Here is a 16,799-nt window from a genome sequence, read left to right as displayed (position 1 = left end):
GTGAACGGTTATTTTTATAACTTTTTTCATTTTGAAACAGTACCATACAGCCTGTTATTTTTAGACACCAACACTTAATAAATTCCTTCCATTATGAAAGCTTTTTCTACTATTCTTTTCTCTTTGATTTTTGGGGTGATGGCTCAGGCTCAGGTATTGCAGCCTGAACCGGTTTCTCTCGATTATTTTCTTCCTGATGGTGTAACGTACAATTCACAAATTCCAACTCCGGAAGAAGTCTTGGGTGCCCAGGTTGGGGAATGGCATGTGCGCCACGATCAACTGGTGAATTACATGTATGCAGTGGCGGAAGCCTCTGATCGGGTTACTATAACCGAATATGCACGTACCTATGAAAACCGGCCGCTGCTGATGCTGACAATTACTTCTCCTCAAAACCACCAAAATATTGACGCCATTAAAGAGGAGCACCTGAAGCTTACCGATGCTTCTGTTTCTGACGACTTAAATCTTTCTGAAATACCGGCAGTAGTTACCATGAGCTACAGTGTGCATGGAAATGAACCCAGTGGGTCAAATGCCTCGCTGGCGGTTGTGTATCACCTGGCGGCGGCACAGGGTGCAGAGATTGACGCAATGCTGGATAATACCATCATCAATGTGGATCCAAGTATAAATCCGGATGGGCTTGACCGATTTGCACATTGGGCGAATACCAACAAGAGCAAAAATGTGTTGGTTACGGACCCTCAAAGCCGTGAGTTTGATGAAACCTGGCCGGGCGGTCGAACCAATCACTATTGGTTTGACCTGAACCGTGACTGGATGCCGATGATCCACCCTGAAAGTCAGGGACGAGTGGCTAAATTCCATGAATGGGTGCCACAGGTACTGACCGATCATCATGAGATGGGAACCAATTCCACCTTTTTCTTTCAACCCGGCATTCCATCCCGTACACACCCGCTTACCCCGCAGCGTAATCAGGCTTTGACCGGTGCCATTGCAGAATATCATGCTGAAGCACTCGACGACATACAATCGCTGTACTATTCAAAAGAAAGCTTCGATGATTTTTATTATGGAAAAGGATCTACCTATCCTGATGTAAATGGTTCGATCGGAATATTGTTTGAGCAGGCGAGCTCCCGTGGCCATGCTCAGGAAAGCATTCACGGTATAGTGGAATTCCCTTTCACAATTAAAAATCAATTTGTGACCTCACTTTCTACCCTTGAAGCGGTGCAGGCACTTAAAGAAGAGTTATTGGCCAACACCCGTGAGTTCTACAAAGAAGCGGCTCAGGAAGCCGGTAATGCTCCGATCAAAGCCTATGTATTTGGGGAAGAAGCCGATCAGGCGCGCACCAAACACCTGGCTGAAATGTTGGATCGAAATCAGATTGACGTGTATAAGCTTGATCGTGATTATCAGGACTTCAAAGCCGGCAAGGCATTTGTGGTTCCAACCAATCAGAAACAGTATAAGTTACTGACGGCCATGTTCGAGCGACGTACTGAATTTACGGACAGCCTGTTTTATGATGTTTCTACCTGGACCATGCCATATGCATTCAATCTGCCTTTCGCAGAATTGAACCGGGACTACAATTCCAGCATGCTTGGAGAGGAATTTTCATTGGATGGATTTGAGTTGATCGGTGAATTAGTAGGTGATGAAGCCCAATATGCCTATGCATTTGAGTGGGATGAGTATTATGCTCCCCGTGCGCTGTACCGATTGCTTGCTAATGGTGTGAGAGCTAAAGTGGCCTCTCAAACATTCAAAGCTGTCGTCGAGAATGCAGTCAAAGATTTTGATTATGGCACCATTATGATCCCAATGGGTGTTCAGGAGGATCCTGATAAAGTGCATGAGATCATTCAGACTATCACCGAAGAAGACGGTATCACCGTTTATAATTTGCCAACCGGGCTTACACCTTCAGGAATGGACCTGGGAAGTGGAAACTTCGAAAATCTTGAAGCACCAAAAGTTGCCATGATAGGTGGCTCAGGAAGTAATTCAAGCGAAGTTGGGGAAGCATGGCACTTATTCGACCAGCGCTACCACATGCCATTGTCGATCATCAAAAGTGATGATGTTGACCGAACCGACCTCAGCAGATACAATGTGATCATCTCCAGCGGATATGGTATTTCTGATGGTGCGGCAGAGAACCTGAAAGAATGGGTTCGCGGTGGCGGCACGTTGATCGTCTTTAAGAATGCAATACGCTGGGCTAAATCACTCGGACTCGCAAATGTGGAGTATGTTGAAGAGGAAGAAGCCGATGAAGAGGAAAAAGAAGAAGTTAAAACTCGTCCTTATGTGAAGGCAGGAGAAGATCGCGGAGCCGGTTTTATCGGTGGAAGTATCTTCAACGCCAAACTGGATCTTACCCATCCCATGGGATATGGGTTCAATGATGAGAATATCACCCTTTTCCGCAACAGCACTCTGTTTATTGAAAAAGGTGAGAACCCGTATTCTACTCCATTGTATTACACCGACGATCCGCTGGCAAGTGGGTATAGCAACGATGAGAACCTTGAGTTGATCAAAGGTTCCGGCGCCGTAGTGGTAAGCGGTTATGGAAGAGGAAATGTGATCTCCATGACGGATAACCCAAACTTCCGTGCCTTCTGGTATGGCACCAATAAACTGTTTGCCAATGCCATATTTTTCGGCCACACGATCAGCGGCGGAACCACAAACTAATTAATTACTTAATTAAAAAAACAGACCCTGCAGGGAATTTTTTGGCAAATCTCTGTGGGGTTTTTTATGTCTATGAATCCCGTGGTGGAAGCCCCAACAATTTTCGGAAATCAAACTCATCTTCAGGCAAAGCTTTTAAATTATTGATCAGCATAATAGCCCGGTCTATTTTCTTTTGACTGCTTTTAACCTGTGAAACATAGTGGATGATATATCGCTGTTTACCGGGAGTAAGCATTTCAAATCTGTGTGCCCCTTCGTCATCCTGTTCCAATAAAGCCTCAAGTTCTTCCGGCATCTCCATTCCGTACTTACTGTTATCCAGCTCTATGGTGGCTTCAACTTCATCTCCCTTTTTTATCCCATACTTTTTCATTCGCTTTTTGTTTACGGTGATGTAAGCGGCACCACCACCCAGGGCAACCATTCCGGCATGGAAAGCTTTATTCCCATTGACGGAACACATCAACCGGGTTCCGATTCCTCCAACTTTGTCTACAATTTCAGCGGGTACGGTGATATGGTGCAGCTTTAATTTTGGGAGGTGGTCGATATGGGATGAGAAGGTTATAGGTTTCATATAGACTTTTTGATTCGCTACTCACGGCTCAGCGAGCCGTGGTACGTATATCGGCTCGCTGAGCCGATTTGTGTTAAAAGACAAAATATTCAATATTCAAAACCGAATCGAAAGTTCTTTTTTGCAATAACTATGCGGCCACTTTCTCCAATTATCTGTCAAGCCGGCCTTAACAGGGTTATGAAGTGTATAAAGAATCACTCTTTCCAATTCATCTGAATCCCTGACAACATGGTCAAAACTTTCAGCTTGCCAAAATGAATTGCCTGTTCTATCTAATTTTTCATTACATAATCTTGAGGTGTATTTTTTGAATGAGGCTAAAATATCTGTTATGGGGTATTCATCATTCTTTTGTTTCAACTTGTTCGACAAATGTCTAAAAACAAAGTGAACATGATTAGACATTATACAATAAGCATACAATTCATAATCCTTGTTATCTCTAAAATGGAGAGATTCTTTAATAATATCTGCTATTTCAACTGATTTTAGCCATGTTGGTCCTCTTTCAGCTTTATCCAGTATTGTTTCATACTTTTTAAATATTCGGCGGTTTATTTTCGTCCGAAGATCTTTTTTATCACCATTCCCATCTTGAAGCAATCGGACCTTTTCTTTATTGAGCTTCTCAATGATTTCTTTAGGTAATGTGCCTGCTAAACGTAAGGTGATAAAGTAATCACCACCTATAGGCTGCCAATGCGGTAAGTTTCTTCGATAGAATGACATTTGTACGTATGTAATATTTATTAGAATAAATAAAACAATCATTCTTAATCATACAACACGGCTCAGCGAGTCGTGGTACATGCGTTTATGATCTAATAATAGGCCCAGGATTTATGAGCCACTCCCGCAGCATCTCCAGAACCTTCGGACGCCGGAAGGTTGCTTCAAAAAAAAGAGCCGAAATTTCTTCCGGCTCTTTCGCTTTTTAAATGTAGTTGTTGTAATAAAGTTACTTCACCTTTTCACCGTTGATGATAACGCCGGTTACGTTGGTAATGTATTCAAGCGGATCCCCGTTGAACATCACCAAGTCGGCATCTTTGCCCCTTTCGAGGGAGCCAACACGGTTATCGATGCCCAGAAGTTTGGCGGCATCAATGGTCAATACTTTGAGGGCGTTATCTTTTCCTAAGCCATTGGCAGCAGCAACTCCTGCTTCATAATGTACCACACGCGTTTTAGGAACGTAGCCTTCATAACCGCTTTGGAAAGCGATCGGAATACCGGCCTCGTAAAGCTTAGCTGCAGTTTCCAGAGATGCATTTTTGGCATCGCCACCCGGACGAATCATAGATGGGTGAATGATGACAGAATAACCGCGGGATTTGATCTCGTCAATGATCATATATGCTTCAGCCACTCCATCCAGAACCATTGGGAAGCCAAACTCTTCCTGAAGTCGAATGGCAGACATGATGTCGTTGGCTTTGTGAACGGTGACCAAGGCCGTTTTCTTGCCTTCAAGTAAATCAGCTAAGGCTTCCATTCCCAGGTCCATGCTGTAGTCTTCCTCACCATTTCTTTTTTCCAGATAGGATTGGGCTTTGATCAGCTCCTGTCTCAGCATAGCAATACCTTTTGCTCGTGTACCCGGCTTGCTGAAAGCACGGCTCAGATTATCGCCTAAAGTGAAAGCAAGCATTTTAGACGGTTCGATCAAATTGTCGTTAACCGTTTCACCGGTGGTTTTAATGATCATGGTTTGGCCACTGATAAGTGCACCCGGTCCATGCCCGGTATGAACGGTGGTTACTCCCTGATCACGCAGAAAATCAACAAGTGCTTCCTGAGCATTGTAGGCATCAATAGCTCTAAGCTCCGGTTGTATAGGATTAGATGTTTCAAGCTGATCCTGATCGGCATCAACATTCAGGTGGCCGGCAAGACCTACCACTGAGTGCGCGTCAATAAAACCGGGTGTTACAACCTTGGCCTCATACACCTCATAATTGGAAGGTATATTTATTCCTGAACCAATACGTTCAATTTTTCCATCCTTAATAAGGACTACTCCATTTGAAATGGGTTGACCGGCCATGGTATAAACCGTTTCCCCTTTAACCGCGATCTGTGCTTCTGCAGTAAAATTAATTACGAGTAATAACGCCGGCAGCAGTATTAATTGTTTCAAAAATTTCATTTCAAACCTCCTTCACCGTGATGTGTATGGATGGTACCGGGATAGATCTGATATCCGCCGGTAGCATATTTTTTGTCCTCTTCATTATTGCGATCCCAGACCTTCTGGCCTTCGATCCAGGTTTGCTGAACATGTGTGTACACACTAAAAGGATCCCCATCAAGAATAACAAAGTCGGCATCTTTGCCTTTCTCAAGGGTTCCGACACGGTCATCAATATCCATCATTACGGCATTTGCAATAGTAACCGCTCTTAATGCTTCATTGCGACTCATTCCTTCTTGTATACCCAAGGCTGCATGACGTAAAAACATTCGGGAGTCCGTAATACCATCATCGGTGTGGAAACCAACAAGAGCTCCGGCATCTTCCAGATATTTACCATTTGAGTTCTTAATCTCGGCTGCTTCAACTTTTCCACCGAATGAATCGAGGGTGATGATAGAAGCTCCCAATACATTCTCTGAGTTTGCAATTTCATCGGCTACTTTCCAGGCTTCACTTACGTGTTGCAACACAAGGCGGTAGTCGAATTCCTCGGCCAATCGCATAGCTGTTAAAATATCCTGATGTTTATGGGTGTGATTGTGAACAATGCGCTTGCCTTCCAAAACTTCCACCAGCGTTTCCATTCCAATATCCCGCGGAGGCATTTTACTTTCGTCACCATCGGCAGCTTCAATTTTTGCTTGATATTCCTGAGCTTTTATATACAACTCACGAACCATTGAAGCGGCTTTAGCCCTTGTTCCGGGTGAGGGAGGGTTTCCTCGGGGGTTGGTCCCGTTCGCCATTTTCAGTCCGCCATAAATAGTCTTTTCATCATCTGTGTAAAGCAGCATGTCTTCTATGACATTAGCATCACGCAGTTTTAGGTAAACGGTTTGTCCACTCATCAAGTGACCTGATCCAGGCATTACATTTACAGAGGTGATACCACCTGCCAATGCACGTTTAAAAGATGGACTTCTCGGATCAATGGAATCCATGATTCGCACATCAGGATGGAGAGTGGCTGAACGATCGCCGCCGTCACCATCGCCAATGTGAGAGTGAGTGTCAACCAGGCCGGGCATGATTACATGTCCGGATACATCGTGAACATCGGCTCCTCTGGGAATCCGGGTATTGGGACCACCAACTGCGGTGATCTTGCCGTGTTCAACAACAAGAACGCCATTATTGATAGGCTCGCCAGAAATAGGTATGATCTGAGCACCTTTAAATATTTGAGGAGTGGATTGAGAAAATCCCTGAACCCCAAAGAAAAGCACACAGACCAATGCGAGCAATAAGCTTCGTATCGGTTTCTTCATAAGAAAATGGTTAGTTAATATTTGCTGTGCACAATTTATAAAAAAAGAAGTGCCATAAAAGAACTGCTTCGTAAAAAGAGGAAAATGAAACAATATTCTGTAGCTTGTATTTAAAGTGGTACAATAAACCAGTGAGGAAAAAATCATGAAAAATAAAGCAGCAAAAATAATTGGCGGATTAGTTGTGATAATTTTAGCGGCTTTAATAGTGATTACCCTGTCATTAGATGGTATGATTAAATCCGGCATTGAAGAAAACGGCTCAGAATTATTACAAACCCCGGTTACTGTGGAAAATGTAAGCGTTTCGATCTTTGGAGGGAGCGGAACTATTAATGGATTCACTGTTCAAAATCCTGAGAATTTCAGCGATGAGCCGGCCCTTTATATTCAGGAAGCATCAATGAAGGTTGATATTCGGTCACTTTTCTCTGATCAGATTGTGGTGAATGAAATCATAGTAAAAAATCCTGAGCTGTTTTTTGAGCAAATAGGAGTTGGTGTCAACCTCAAAACGTTGAATGATAACATGGATTTGGCTTCTGATGACCCCTCAGTTCCTTCCTTAATTATTAATCATTTATTAATTGAGGATGGAAGCGTAAAAGTGAGCAGCAGCTTAGAAAGAGAGCGAACAACCGAAGTAACTCTTGCTGAATTCACCCTAAACGATATTGGACGTGATGGAAACAATACCGTGAAACAAAGTGTACGTCAGGTTTTGAGGCCATTACTGCAAAAGGCTATGAAAGAAGCTCTGAAAAGCGGAGTTACCGAACAACTCGAAAATAAAGTCAGGGATTTGCTAGACAATTGATAACAGAGAGTCTGTGATTATTTAGAGTTCATTCGGCGTAATAAGCCTCAATTTCCTTTAGTTTGTTATCAATCATTTCCCGGGAGTACCATTTCCCCTGAACCATCACGCCCAGGTGATTTTGTATATGAGACAGATCTTCCATTGGGTTTCCGGCAAGTAAAATCAGGTCGGCCCGTTGACCCTCAGCGATGGTTCCAAAATCATCCTGCTGTGCAAAATACTCGCCTACATTTTTGGTGCCGCTTTTGATGATTTCATAATTACTCATTCCGCCTGCTTTCATATGCGGCAGTTCGCGGTGAATAGAAAAACCGGGAACGCTGAATAATTGCGGGGCATCGGTTCCCATCAGAATTTTAACTCCGGCTTTATTCATTTCATCTAGGATCTGCCGGCGCAGTTCGGCATGTGCTTGAGGGTTTTCGGAGGTATAACCACTTTGGGGATTATCTGCGAAATTGAAATAATTTTGCTTAACGGCCTTTGGGATATACTTCAGTTCATCATACTGTTTCATGGTTTCGAAATCGGCAGCTCCGATGATGGTTTCCCACAGCGCCATCGTCGGGACGATCCACACGTTATGTTCTTTGGTAAGCTGAATAACTTCCGCCAATTTCTCCTCCATTTCTTCATTCCCGAACTGCTGCAGGTAATTCACATATCCATCCACGTGATCAATGGTGATCTGCCCGGATTCAATGGCATGGATTACGCCGACCTCTTCCGGAACATGCCCGCCAAAAGTTATACCTACTTCATGTGCGGTCTCAGCCATGGCGTCATATTCTTCGAGGGATAAACCGGGGTGAACTTTGAGCAGATCCCAGCCTTCCTCTTTGTGTTCGCGCACCCGCTCAGCGGCTTGTTCAGGGGATGAAATGGTATTCCCGTTAAAACTCGGGCCTGCCAGGTATAGATTTGGGCCGACCAATTCTCCGGAATTAACGCGATCTTTTAGTTCCAGCTGATTTTCATATCCTAGCATTCCTCGGACTGTGGTAATTCCGGCGGAGATATATAAGAATAACGTGCTTTCCACGTATTCATCATCAAAATAATCGGGGGTGTCAGGTCCGGGATCCGTAGGGGGGACATGCCCATGCATTTCAGCCAGGCCGGGCATCAGGTACTTTCCGGAACCATCAATGATGGCAGCTCCAGGTGGTAAGGTTATTTCATCTGAAGGAACCAAATCAACGATCCGGTCACCATCAATGATTACGGTTTGATCCATCAGGACTTGTTCACTATCCATAGGGATCACATTTACATTTGTGAATACCGTTATAGTATCCTGAGATGGATCAGAAGAACAGGCAGTTAAGATCAGGCTGATGGAGAGAAGGATTAATTTTTTCATGGAATCGGAGATTTGTTGAAGTACAAAAACTAATATAATATTTAAGTTAGTTCTGTTATCTGTTCTTACTGTAAAACTTTCTTTAGCCTTTTAGGGCATCCCTTACAGCCTCACCAAAGGTCCCTTTTTCTTCTTTAATATCTTTCGACTTAAGCACCTCCAGTTTCCGGGCACCACGATAAAAACAATACATGCTGATGGCCATAACGGTATGCGCCACATCCAGGTGGTTGAACCAGGTGTGAACGCCAATCTCACTGGTATAGAAGAAGGCAGCAAGGGTAGCGAAAATTACAGTGAGAAAGAAAATACGACTGCCCTCATTTCGTGTTCGCCAATAAACGAGAAAGTGCAGAGGCAGAACAACCAAGCCAAGACCATAAGCAGAGTGGACCTGTATAAAGAAGAAATTCAAAGTAGAGAAAGTGATTACCGCAAAGGTAAGGAGTTCAACCACATTAGCCACTTCCAGGAACTTGCCGAATTTTTTATTAATGACAGGTTGGGCGTGCATGATAGATGCGCGTTCTATGGCCATAACTGCCAACATACTAATAAGCCAGCCGGGGAGCTTCCATTCCAGTCCGACTGCGTATTGAAAAGCGTGACCCAAAACTCCGCCCAAAAAAGTAGCCAGTGCCATGATCCCAAAATACCAGCGCATGTACTGATGGACTTTTCCCTTTTTATTAAGTTTTATCAGTTTGAGAAGGGCAAATAAACAAACGGCGGTGATCCAAAGGTCGGTGAAGGTTACCATCGGTTCCATGATGGTGATATCAAAAATCTCTATTGATGGCTGACCGGAATCAGACTGAAAGCGCTCGTTATCCATGAACTCCATTGAATTAAGAATTCACGGAAAATAACAGAATTGAGGAGATTGTCGAAGAGAAAGAATATTGTGCTTGGAACCGGAGGCACCGCGATACATTTTCAACTGGACATCGGACATTCAATCTCAAACTTCGAGGTTGAATGTTCCTTGTTCGGTGTTCAAGATTCTCTAACCCAGTTTATCCACATAATCCAACTTCTCCCACGGAAATTCCTCTCTTCCAAAGTGACCGTAAGCGGCCGTTTCTCTGTAAATGGGAGATTTCAGGTTGAACCGCTCAATGATTCCTTTTGGAGTACAATCGAAGGTTTTAGCCACTTTGTCGGCTAGTTCCACATCACTCATTTTCCCGGTTCCATACGTATTTACGTTGATGGAAACGGGTTCCGCAACACCGATGGCATAAGCAAGCTGAACAAGGCATTCATCGGCGAGACCGGCAGCCAGGATATTCTTTGCGATATGCCGGGAAGCATACGCTGCACTTCGGTCCACTTTGGATGGATCTTTTCCGGAGAAAGCACCACCGCCGTGTGCGCCAAATCCGCCGTAGGTATCTACAATAATTTTACGTCCGGTAAGGCCGGTATCGCCATGCGGTCCGCCGATCACAAATTTGCCGGTCGGGTTTACGTGATAGATGGTGTCATCATCCAATAATTCGGCAGGCAGTACTTTGGAGGTCAGGTACTTTTTGATGTCCGATTTAATTTGTTCCTGCTCTACGTCTGCATCATGCTGGGTTGAAAGTACAATGGTGTGAATGCGTTTAGGTTGGTTGTCATCGCCATATTCTATCGTAACCTGACTCTTGCTATCCGGGGCAAGATAAGGCATCAGGTCCGTTTCCTTGCGAATCCGGGCCAACTCGCGCAGTAAATTGTGTGAATACTGCAGTGGCATAGGCATGAACTCGGGCGTTTGCCGGGTAGCATACCCAAACATCATTCCTTGATCTCCGGCGCCATTTCGGTCAACCCCCATAGCTATATCAGGGCTTTGGGTATGAATGGTGGTCAACACCCCACAACTTTCAGAATCAAAACGATAAGAGGGTTTGGTATAGCCGATCTCACGGATTACCTGGCGAACAATCTCCTGCACATCCACATAAGCATCGGTAGTAACTTCTCCGGAAACTACAGCAAGCCCGGTGGTTACAAGAGTTTCTACGGCTACACGGGATTCGGGGTCGTCGGTGAGGAGGGCATCTAAAATGGCATCGGAAATTTGATCGGCTATTTTATCCGGATGTCCTTCGGATACAGATTCTGAAGTAAAGAGATTTTTCATGCTAATAATATATTCTGAATAATAAGGTGCTTTCGGTTAGGAAAATAATGGGCCGTTAAATTCAGGCGGTGATCATAAAGGGCGCAAAGTTAAAAAGATTTGAGGAGAAAAAAGCTATGAACTAAATAAATCCCCATCCTTTTTACTGGGGTCGATACCGAGGTACTGATAGGCCTTCTTCGTACAAATTCGTCCTTTGGGCGTGCGCTGCATAAAGCCTTCTTTGATGAGGAACGGCTCATAAACTTCTTCGATGGTACCTTTGTCTTCGCCAACGGCCACACCCAAGGTGCTCAAACCAACCGGCCCGCCGTCATAGTTTTCAATGATGGCTTTGAGAATACGTATATCCATTTCATCCAGGCCGTTTTGATCCACATCGAGGGCGTTGAGTGCCTTGTCGGCAATTTTCTCGTCTATGGTTTCTACATTATCAACCTGTGCGAAATCTCGGGTTCGCCGAAGAAGCTTGTTCACAATTCTTGGAGTCCCCCTGCTTCTCCGGGCAATTTCGTGAGCACCGGCATCCGTGATGCCCAAACCCATGATATCAGCCGTTCGCAAGGCAATCCGCTGAAGCAGCTCCACATCGTAATAATCCAGCCGCATATCAATTCCGAAGCGAGCACGGAGCGGAGCCGTTAACAATCCCTTACGGGTAGTGGCTCCAACCAGGGTAAAGTGGTTCAATTCAATCTGAATACTTCGGGCATTAGGGCCCGAGTCGATGACAATATCCAGCTTATAATCTTCCATCGCTGAATACAGGTATTCTTCGATCACAGGGTTGAGTCGGTGAATTTCATCAATAAAAAGCACGTCGCCTTCTTCCAAATTGGTAAGCATACCGGCAAGGTCGCCGGGTTTCTCCAAAACCGGGCCTGTGGTCGGCCGAATTTTTACCCCCATTTCATTGGCGATGATATAGGAGAGAGTTGTTTTGCCCAAGCCGGGAGGGCCGGAAAGAATCACATGGTCAAGTGCATCCCCCCGCTGTTTGGCGGCTTTTATAAAAACAGAAAGATTGGAAATGGCTTTTTTCTGCCCAATAAATTCTTGAAGGGAGCCGGGACGAACCGTCTGTTCAAAAACTTCTTCTTTTTCTTCGGGATTTAAAAGCGGGTTATTCACGTTATATTGTTGTCTATTTGTTAACGCTAAGTTTACAGAATTATACTTAGTTTTAAGGCTAAATGCGCATGCTAATTAATTTGTGGCTCTGATGAAAAAGTCCTCGTTATCACCGGATGAAGTTTCTTTGACTCAACCGGGGAACCAAAAAACCAAAATTGCCAAGAAACTGGCAAATCCCAAAAAGAATGAGATTCTTAAGCGGAAGGGTATGCAAAAAGACCTGCGCTCCAGCAAGTTAAAAATTTTTGGCAGTGACTATTTCTTCAATTACGAACTAAGCTGGCTTAAGTTCAATGAACGTGTTTTGGCTGAAGCTCAGAACCAAAAAAATAAAATTCTCGAGCGAATAAAATTTCTTTCTATCGTATGCTCTAACCTGGATGAATTTTTTCAAAAGCGTGTTGGCGGTCTCAAAAGGCAATTAATGGCAGAAGTGAAGGAGCTTTCCGTAGATGGAATGACCCCTTCCGATCAGCTTAAAGTCGTGCGGCATGAAGTTCATAAGATGATCGAAGCTTATCGCGGCTGTTTTTTTGATGACTTGTTGCCAAAATTGTCGAGCAAAGGAATCCGGATCTTATCTTATAGTGAGCTTACAGAATATCAAAAAAGTGTGAGTGACCGATATTTTCAAAAGCAGGTATATCCCATTGTGACACCGCTGGCTGTAGATGAGTCTCACCCTTTTCCCTTCATTTCTAATAAAAGTCTTTCTTTTGCCATAGAATTATTAAATCCGCGAACAGAGGAAAAATCTTTTGCACGGCTCAAAATTCCCGCAAACCGAAACCGATTTGTAGAGGTGCAGCGCAAGGGCAATAATGTAATTTTAATTCCTATTGAGGGATTGATTCGCGAGAAAATGAACCAGTTTTTCCCGGGAATGAAGGTGCTTTCTGCACACATGTTCAGGGTTACACGAAATGCTTCGGTGGACCGAAATGAAGAAGAGGCAGAAGACCTGCTGGAGACCATTGAAGACGAATTGCGGGAGCGAAAATTTGCTGAAATCGTTCGTTTGGAAATTGACGCAGAGATGCCCAAGCACCTGAAAAAATATCTGGTAAAAAACCTGAATATTAATTGGAATGACGTATATGAAATGAAAGGCACCATTGGGTTGGCTGATGTAATGGAAATAGCCCGGCTGAGTGGATTTAACCGCCTTAAAGAACGCAACTGGACCCCTGTTCTGCACCCTGCTTTGAAACATAATCCCGAGGAAGAAATACCCAGTATCTTTGAAGTAATTAAGAAGGGAGACTTTATGGTCCACCATCCCTACCATAGCTTTGAGCTTTCTACCCAACGGTTTATTGAGGAGGCCGCTCGTGATCCTAATGTTTTGGCAATAAAGCAGACCTTGTACCGGACTTCCAAAGATTCTCCACTGATGCACTCATTGATGAATGCCGCAGAAGAGGGAAAACAAGTAGCCGTACTTGTTGAAATCAAGGCCCGGTTTGATGAGGAGCGTAATATAACCTGGGCACAAAAACTGGAAAATTATGGAGTACACGTAGCCTATGGAATCCCAGGACTTAAAATTCATACCAAATTAACGATGGTGGTTCGTGAGGAAAGTGACGGACTTCGGACCTATTGTCATATCGGAACCGGAAACTATCATCCGGATACTGCACAGCTTTATGAAGATTTAGCCTTGTTTACCTGTGATGAACAGCTTGGCTCTGATGTTACGGATGTATTTAACCTGTTGACCGGATATGCTCCGGAACAGTCGTTTGAAAAATTACTGATTGCCCCTCATCATATGCGCAAACAAATGGATGCGTTGATCGAATATGAAATTGAAGAAGCCAAAAACGACAGGCCGGCGCGCATTATCGCCAAAATGAACAGCCTGGAGGATCCGGTAATAATTCAAAAATTATATGAAGCATCTAATGTCGGAGTTAAAATTGATTTAATAGTTCGGGGTGTGTGTCGATTAATCCCAGGAAAAGAAGGACTAAGTGAAAACATTACGGTACACTCTATTATCGGTCGTTATTTAGAGCATTCAAGAGTCTATTACTTTAACCATCGCGGCGAACATAAATATTTTATAGGATCGGCAGACTGGATGCACAGAAACCTGGATGCCCGTGTTGAAGCTATTACCCCAATTGAGAATGAAAATCTAAAAAAGTATCTGCAGTTTGTGCTTAATATTTATTTTAATGACAACAAACAGCGATGGCTGTTAAATGCTGACGGAAGCTATGATCGAGCTAAAAAAATAAAGGGAAGCTCGAAATTAAGTGCACATGATTTTTTAATGAATCATATGAAAGAATCTGACGAACCCATCCCTAAGGCATAGTGACACTTTTGGTTAATCTGAATTATTCAACATAAAAGGTTTCATCGCCGATTTCTTCATTTAACTTTTGCAGCAACCTGAAAGCCGGGTTACGGAAAACCCCATCCAGTTGATAAGCCTCGAACACCGCCTCCCGGGCAGCTTCAAGATCGCCTACATTAATTAGGGCATTCCCAAGATACCAATATGCTTTTTCGGTTATCATGCGGCTGCTTTCTGCACGACTAGCCGCTTCTCTAAAGGCCAAAATAGCAGCCTCATAATCGGGTTCGTTGTAAAGTATAATTCCCTTATTCAGAAAAGCTTTTGAGCTATACGGTTCTTCATCAAAATCATTTAAGACTTCATTAAAAAGCTCGAGTGCACGTTTCTCATTCCCGGAAATAGCAGCTTCAAAACCAAGGTTAAGTAATGAGTCAGCGGTAGTAATCCGTAAATCCTTGGCCCGGACACCGTCAGAGGTTTCAATCTCGCCAAGATTAATTTTTTGTACTACAAGTTGATTTAAGTCTGAGGAGGGATCAACTTTAAACAGCTGAATAAGAGCAATAATAATGATAACGGCAGCTGCAGCGGCACGCCAAGTCCATGTTGGCAGTTTATTTATACGAGCTCCGATAGTGTTTTTTTGGACTTTGCGCTCTATTAATGTCTTTATGTTCACTTCCAATTCAAGTACATCCAGCAATTCAGGATTCTTTGCTATTTCATTCCATAGATCCTGGATTTCTTCCTCGTTAAGCCGCCCTTTTATATAGGCATCGATACGTTGTCTTATTTCTAATTCTCTCGAGTTATTCATCAGTAAAAGTTTTTATTATAATCAGAACAGAATGTATTTAACAAATACATTCTGAACGCTGAACTCATATAGTAAGAGCGATGAAAAAGGAATTCCTTACAGTTAAAGTTGAATTTTTTTTTCGAAGCATTCTTTAAGCACATTTATGACCCGATGTTTTTTGGTCCAGGCATTGTTTACGGAGATACCAAAGTGCTCGGCAACAACGGAAGTTTCGTAGCCGGGGTTTTGAAACCAGTATTCAATATATTTTTTATAATCGGCTTTTAAAGCCTCAATACAGCGCTCCAGGATGGTCATTTTCTCATTATCCACCAATCGGTGAAGTTGATCCGGTTTCTCAAAATGATGCTCAGGAAGGTCTTCATAATTCACTTCCCGTTCCTTTGAAAGTTGCTTAAAATATTCATGTTTTGCGGTAGTGAACAGGTAGTTTATAACGGCATCCGGGTGAGACAATTTGTCATTTCGGATTTTTTCTATAGCAATCATGAGCGTATTTTGTGCGCAATCTTGAGCATCTTCAATGGAGGCATCCATCCGAACCGTTAAGAATTTTATAAGCACAGCAGTAATCACCTTAACCTGTTTATTTATGACAGATTGATCATTCTGTAATACAGCATCTACAAATTTTGAATAATCCATGCTCATAATTATGCTAAATTAAAACAAATGTTAAAATAACATTCAGAATGAAAAAGAAAATAAAGAAATTTAGTTCTTAACAGTGTAGTTTTAGTGTATGTATCGAGTCCAGCTAAATAACTTTGAAGGTCCTCTCGACCTCCTCCTGTTTTTCATTAAAAGAGATGAATTAGACATCTACGATATTCCCATCTCTTATATCACAAAACAGTTTTTGGAGTATATTTATGTGCTTGAAGAATTAGACTTAGATGTAGCAAGCGAATTTATCCTGATGGCCAGTATGTTGATGTCGATCAAAGCGAAAATGATGCTGCCGAGAGAAGATTCTGAAGATGATGAATTAGATGAAACGGACCCACGCTATGAGCTCGTTCAGCGATTATTGGAGTATAAGAGATATAAAGAAATGTCAGAAAAAATGGCTGACATGGATGAAGAAACCCGTAAAAAATATATGCGTGGTTATCCCGAGGCCGATGTCGTAGAAAAACAAGCCACCGGAGAAGCCCTGCAGGATGTAACGATGTTTGATTTAATTGCAGCGTTCAAAAAAGTTCTGCAAGATATTGAAAGAAAAAATGTTGTCCATCATGTTGAAAAAGTAAGTACCACTGTTGAAGAACAAGCTGAATTTGTATTAAACAGACTTCATGAAAAAGGCCGGCAAACATTTATGGAAGTCTGTTCTACACTTAAGAATAAAATTTATGTTGTAGTGACATTCTTGGCAGTATTGGAGATGATTAAAGAGCAACAAATCAATTTATTTCTCGAAGAAGACCCTACCGAATTTTATATCGATTTAAAGCCTGTAGATGAAATTATAGGTGTTTAACCCAAAC

At 43.0% G+C, this 16,799-nt stretch carries 14 protein-coding genes; 4 read left to right on the top strand and 10 right to left on the bottom strand.

Features of this window, described 5'->3' with window-relative positions; genetic code table 11:
- Positions 1–93 precede the first annotated feature (93 nt).
- On the top strand, positions 94–2,682 hold the full coding sequence (locus HUJ22_RS11280) for a M14 family metallopeptidase (RefSeq protein ID WP_290877484.1): 2,589 nt from the start codon (positions 94–96) through the stop codon (positions 2,680–2,682).
- 70 nt (positions 2,683–2,752) lie between these two features.
- On the opposite strand, the gene HUJ22_RS11275 is transcribed toward HUJ22_RS11280, so the two are convergent.
- From HUJ22_RS11275 to HUJ22_RS11260, 4 genes are all read right to left on the bottom strand, one after another.
- On the bottom strand, positions 2,753–3,262 hold the full coding sequence (locus HUJ22_RS11275) for a YdeI/OmpD-associated family protein (protein WP_290877481.1): 510 nt from the start codon (positions 3,260–3,262) through the stop codon (positions 2,753–2,755).
- Positions 3,263–3,358: 96 nt separating this feature from the next.
- Positions 3,359–3,994, bottom strand: coding sequence for a transposase (locus HUJ22_RS11270; protein WP_290877478.1), 636 nt, complete (start codon positions 3,992–3,994; stop codon positions 3,359–3,361).
- 229 nt (positions 3,995–4,223) lie between these two features.
- Positions 4,224–5,414, bottom strand: a complete 1,191-nt coding sequence (locus HUJ22_RS11265; RefSeq protein ID WP_290877475.1) for an amidohydrolase family protein — start codon at positions 5,412–5,414, stop codon at positions 4,224–4,226.
- The gene (locus tag HUJ22_RS11260; protein WP_290877472.1) at positions 5,411–6,730 is read right to left on the bottom strand and encodes an amidohydrolase family protein; all 1,320 of its coding nucleotides are present in this window, start codon (positions 6,728–6,730) and stop codon (positions 5,411–5,413) included. The genes HUJ22_RS11265 and HUJ22_RS11260 overlap by 4 nt, the downstream gene beginning before the upstream one ends.
- Before the next feature lie 145 nt (positions 6,731–6,875).
- Between HUJ22_RS11260 and HUJ22_RS11255 the strand changes: the two genes are divergently transcribed.
- A complete protein-coding gene (locus tag HUJ22_RS11255; RefSeq protein ID WP_290877469.1) occupies positions 6,876–7,547 on the top strand; it encodes a hypothetical protein in 672 nt (223 codons plus the stop codon).
- 28 nt (positions 7,548–7,575) lie between these two features.
- Here HUJ22_RS11255 and HUJ22_RS11250 read toward each other — a convergent pair whose 3' ends face one another.
- From HUJ22_RS11250 to ruvB, 4 genes are all read right to left on the bottom strand, one after another.
- Positions 7,576–8,913, bottom strand: coding sequence for an amidohydrolase family protein (locus HUJ22_RS11250; RefSeq protein WP_290877467.1), 1,338 nt, complete (start codon positions 8,911–8,913; stop codon positions 7,576–7,578).
- An 82-nt stretch (positions 8,914–8,995) separates the two neighbouring features.
- A complete protein-coding gene (locus HUJ22_RS11245) occupies positions 8,996–9,748 on the bottom strand; it encodes a hypothetical protein (protein ID WP_290877466.1) in 753 nt (250 codons plus the stop codon).
- A gap of 171 nt (positions 9,749–9,919) precedes the next feature.
- Positions 9,920–11,044 carry a methionine adenosyltransferase gene (gene metK, locus HUJ22_RS11240; RefSeq protein WP_290877465.1) on the bottom strand — a complete coding sequence of 375 codons (1,125 nt, stop codon included), beginning with the start codon at positions 11,042–11,044 and terminating at the stop codon, positions 9,920–9,922.
- A gap of 114 nt (positions 11,045–11,158) precedes the next feature.
- The gene (ruvB, locus tag HUJ22_RS11235) at positions 11,159–12,175 is read right to left on the bottom strand and encodes a Holliday junction branch migration DNA helicase RuvB (RefSeq protein ID WP_290877464.1); all 1,017 of its coding nucleotides are present in this window, start codon (positions 12,173–12,175) and stop codon (positions 11,159–11,161) included.
- A 91-nt stretch (positions 12,176–12,266) separates the two neighbouring features.
- On the opposite strand from ruvB, the gene ppk1 reads away from it, so the two are divergent.
- A complete protein-coding gene (gene ppk1, locus HUJ22_RS11230) occupies positions 12,267–14,504 on the top strand; it encodes a polyphosphate kinase 1 (protein WP_290877463.1) in 2,238 nt (745 codons plus the stop codon).
- Positions 14,505–14,526: 22 nt separating this feature from the next.
- Here the strand turns inward: ppk1 and HUJ22_RS11225 are convergent, their stop codons facing one another.
- Both HUJ22_RS11225 and HUJ22_RS11220 read right to left on the bottom strand, forming a co-directional pair.
- Complete coding sequence (locus HUJ22_RS11225) at positions 14,527–15,306, bottom strand: tetratricopeptide repeat protein (RefSeq protein WP_290877461.1); 780 nt, start codon at positions 15,304–15,306, stop codon at positions 14,527–14,529.
- A 102-nt stretch (positions 15,307–15,408) separates the two neighbouring features.
- A complete protein-coding gene (locus HUJ22_RS11220) occupies positions 15,409–15,954 on the bottom strand; it encodes a sigma-70 family RNA polymerase sigma factor (protein ID WP_290877459.1) in 546 nt (181 codons plus the stop codon).
- A 97-nt stretch (positions 15,955–16,051) separates the two neighbouring features.
- Here HUJ22_RS11220 and HUJ22_RS11215 point away from each other — a divergent pair, with 97 nt between their 5' ends.
- Positions 16,052–16,792, top strand: a complete 741-nt coding sequence (locus HUJ22_RS11215; protein WP_290877457.1) for a segregation/condensation protein A — start codon at positions 16,052–16,054, stop codon at positions 16,790–16,792.
- Positions 16,793–16,799: the final 7 nt, after the last annotated feature.

This window comes from Gracilimonas sp., from assembly GCF_014762685.1.
Taxonomy (GTDB): Bacteria; Bacteroidota; Rhodothermia; order Balneolales; family Balneolaceae; genus Gracilimonas.
Note: the sequence above shows the minus strand (reverse complement) of the source record. Positions and strands in the feature narration are given on the sequence as shown.

Bases quoted from the DNA above. Each gene is read 5' to 3' on its own strand.
- HUJ22_RS11250 (WP_290877467.1), bottom strand. From the start codon at position 8,913: ATGAAAAAATTAATCCTTCTCTCCATCAGCCTGATCTTAACTGCCTGT.
- HUJ22_RS11280 (WP_290877484.1), top strand. From the start codon at position 94: ATGAAAGCTTTTTCTACTATTCTTTTCTCTTTGATTTTTGGGGTGATG.
- HUJ22_RS11265 (WP_290877475.1), bottom strand. From the start codon at position 5,414: ATGAAATTTTTGAAACAATTAATACTGCTGCCGGCGTTATTACTCGTA.
- HUJ22_RS11245 (WP_290877466.1), bottom strand. From the start codon at position 9,748: ATGGATAACGAGCGCTTTCAGTCTGATTCCGGTCAGCCATCAATAGAG.
- metK (WP_290877465.1), bottom strand. From the start codon at position 11,044: ATGAAAAATCTCTTTACTTCAGAATCTGTATCCGAAGGACATCCGGAT.
- HUJ22_RS11215 (WP_290877457.1), top strand. From the start codon at position 16,052: ATGTATCGAGTCCAGCTAAATAACTTTGAAGGTCCTCTCGACCTCCTC.
- ppk1 (WP_290877463.1), top strand. From the start codon at position 12,267: ATGAAAAAGTCCTCGTTATCACCGGATGAAGTTTCTTTGACTCAACCG.
- HUJ22_RS11225 (WP_290877461.1), bottom strand. From the start codon at position 15,306: ATGAATAACTCGAGAGAATTAGAAATAAGACAACGTATCGATGCCTAT.
- HUJ22_RS11275 (WP_290877481.1), bottom strand. From the start codon at position 3,262: ATGAAACCTATAACCTTCTCATCCCATATCGACCACCTCCCAAAATTA.
- HUJ22_RS11255 (WP_290877469.1), top strand. From the start codon at position 6,876: ATGAAAAATAAAGCAGCAAAAATAATTGGCGGATTAGTTGTGATAATT.
- HUJ22_RS11220 (WP_290877459.1), bottom strand. From the start codon at position 15,954: ATGGATTATTCAAAATTTGTAGATGCTGTATTACAGAATGATCAATCT.
- HUJ22_RS11260 (WP_290877472.1), bottom strand. From the start codon at position 6,730: ATGAAGAAACCGATACGAAGCTTATTGCTCGCATTGGTCTGTGTGCTT.
- HUJ22_RS11270 (WP_290877478.1), bottom strand. From the start codon at position 3,994: ATGTCATTCTATCGAAGAAACTTACCGCATTGGCAGCCTATAGGTGGT.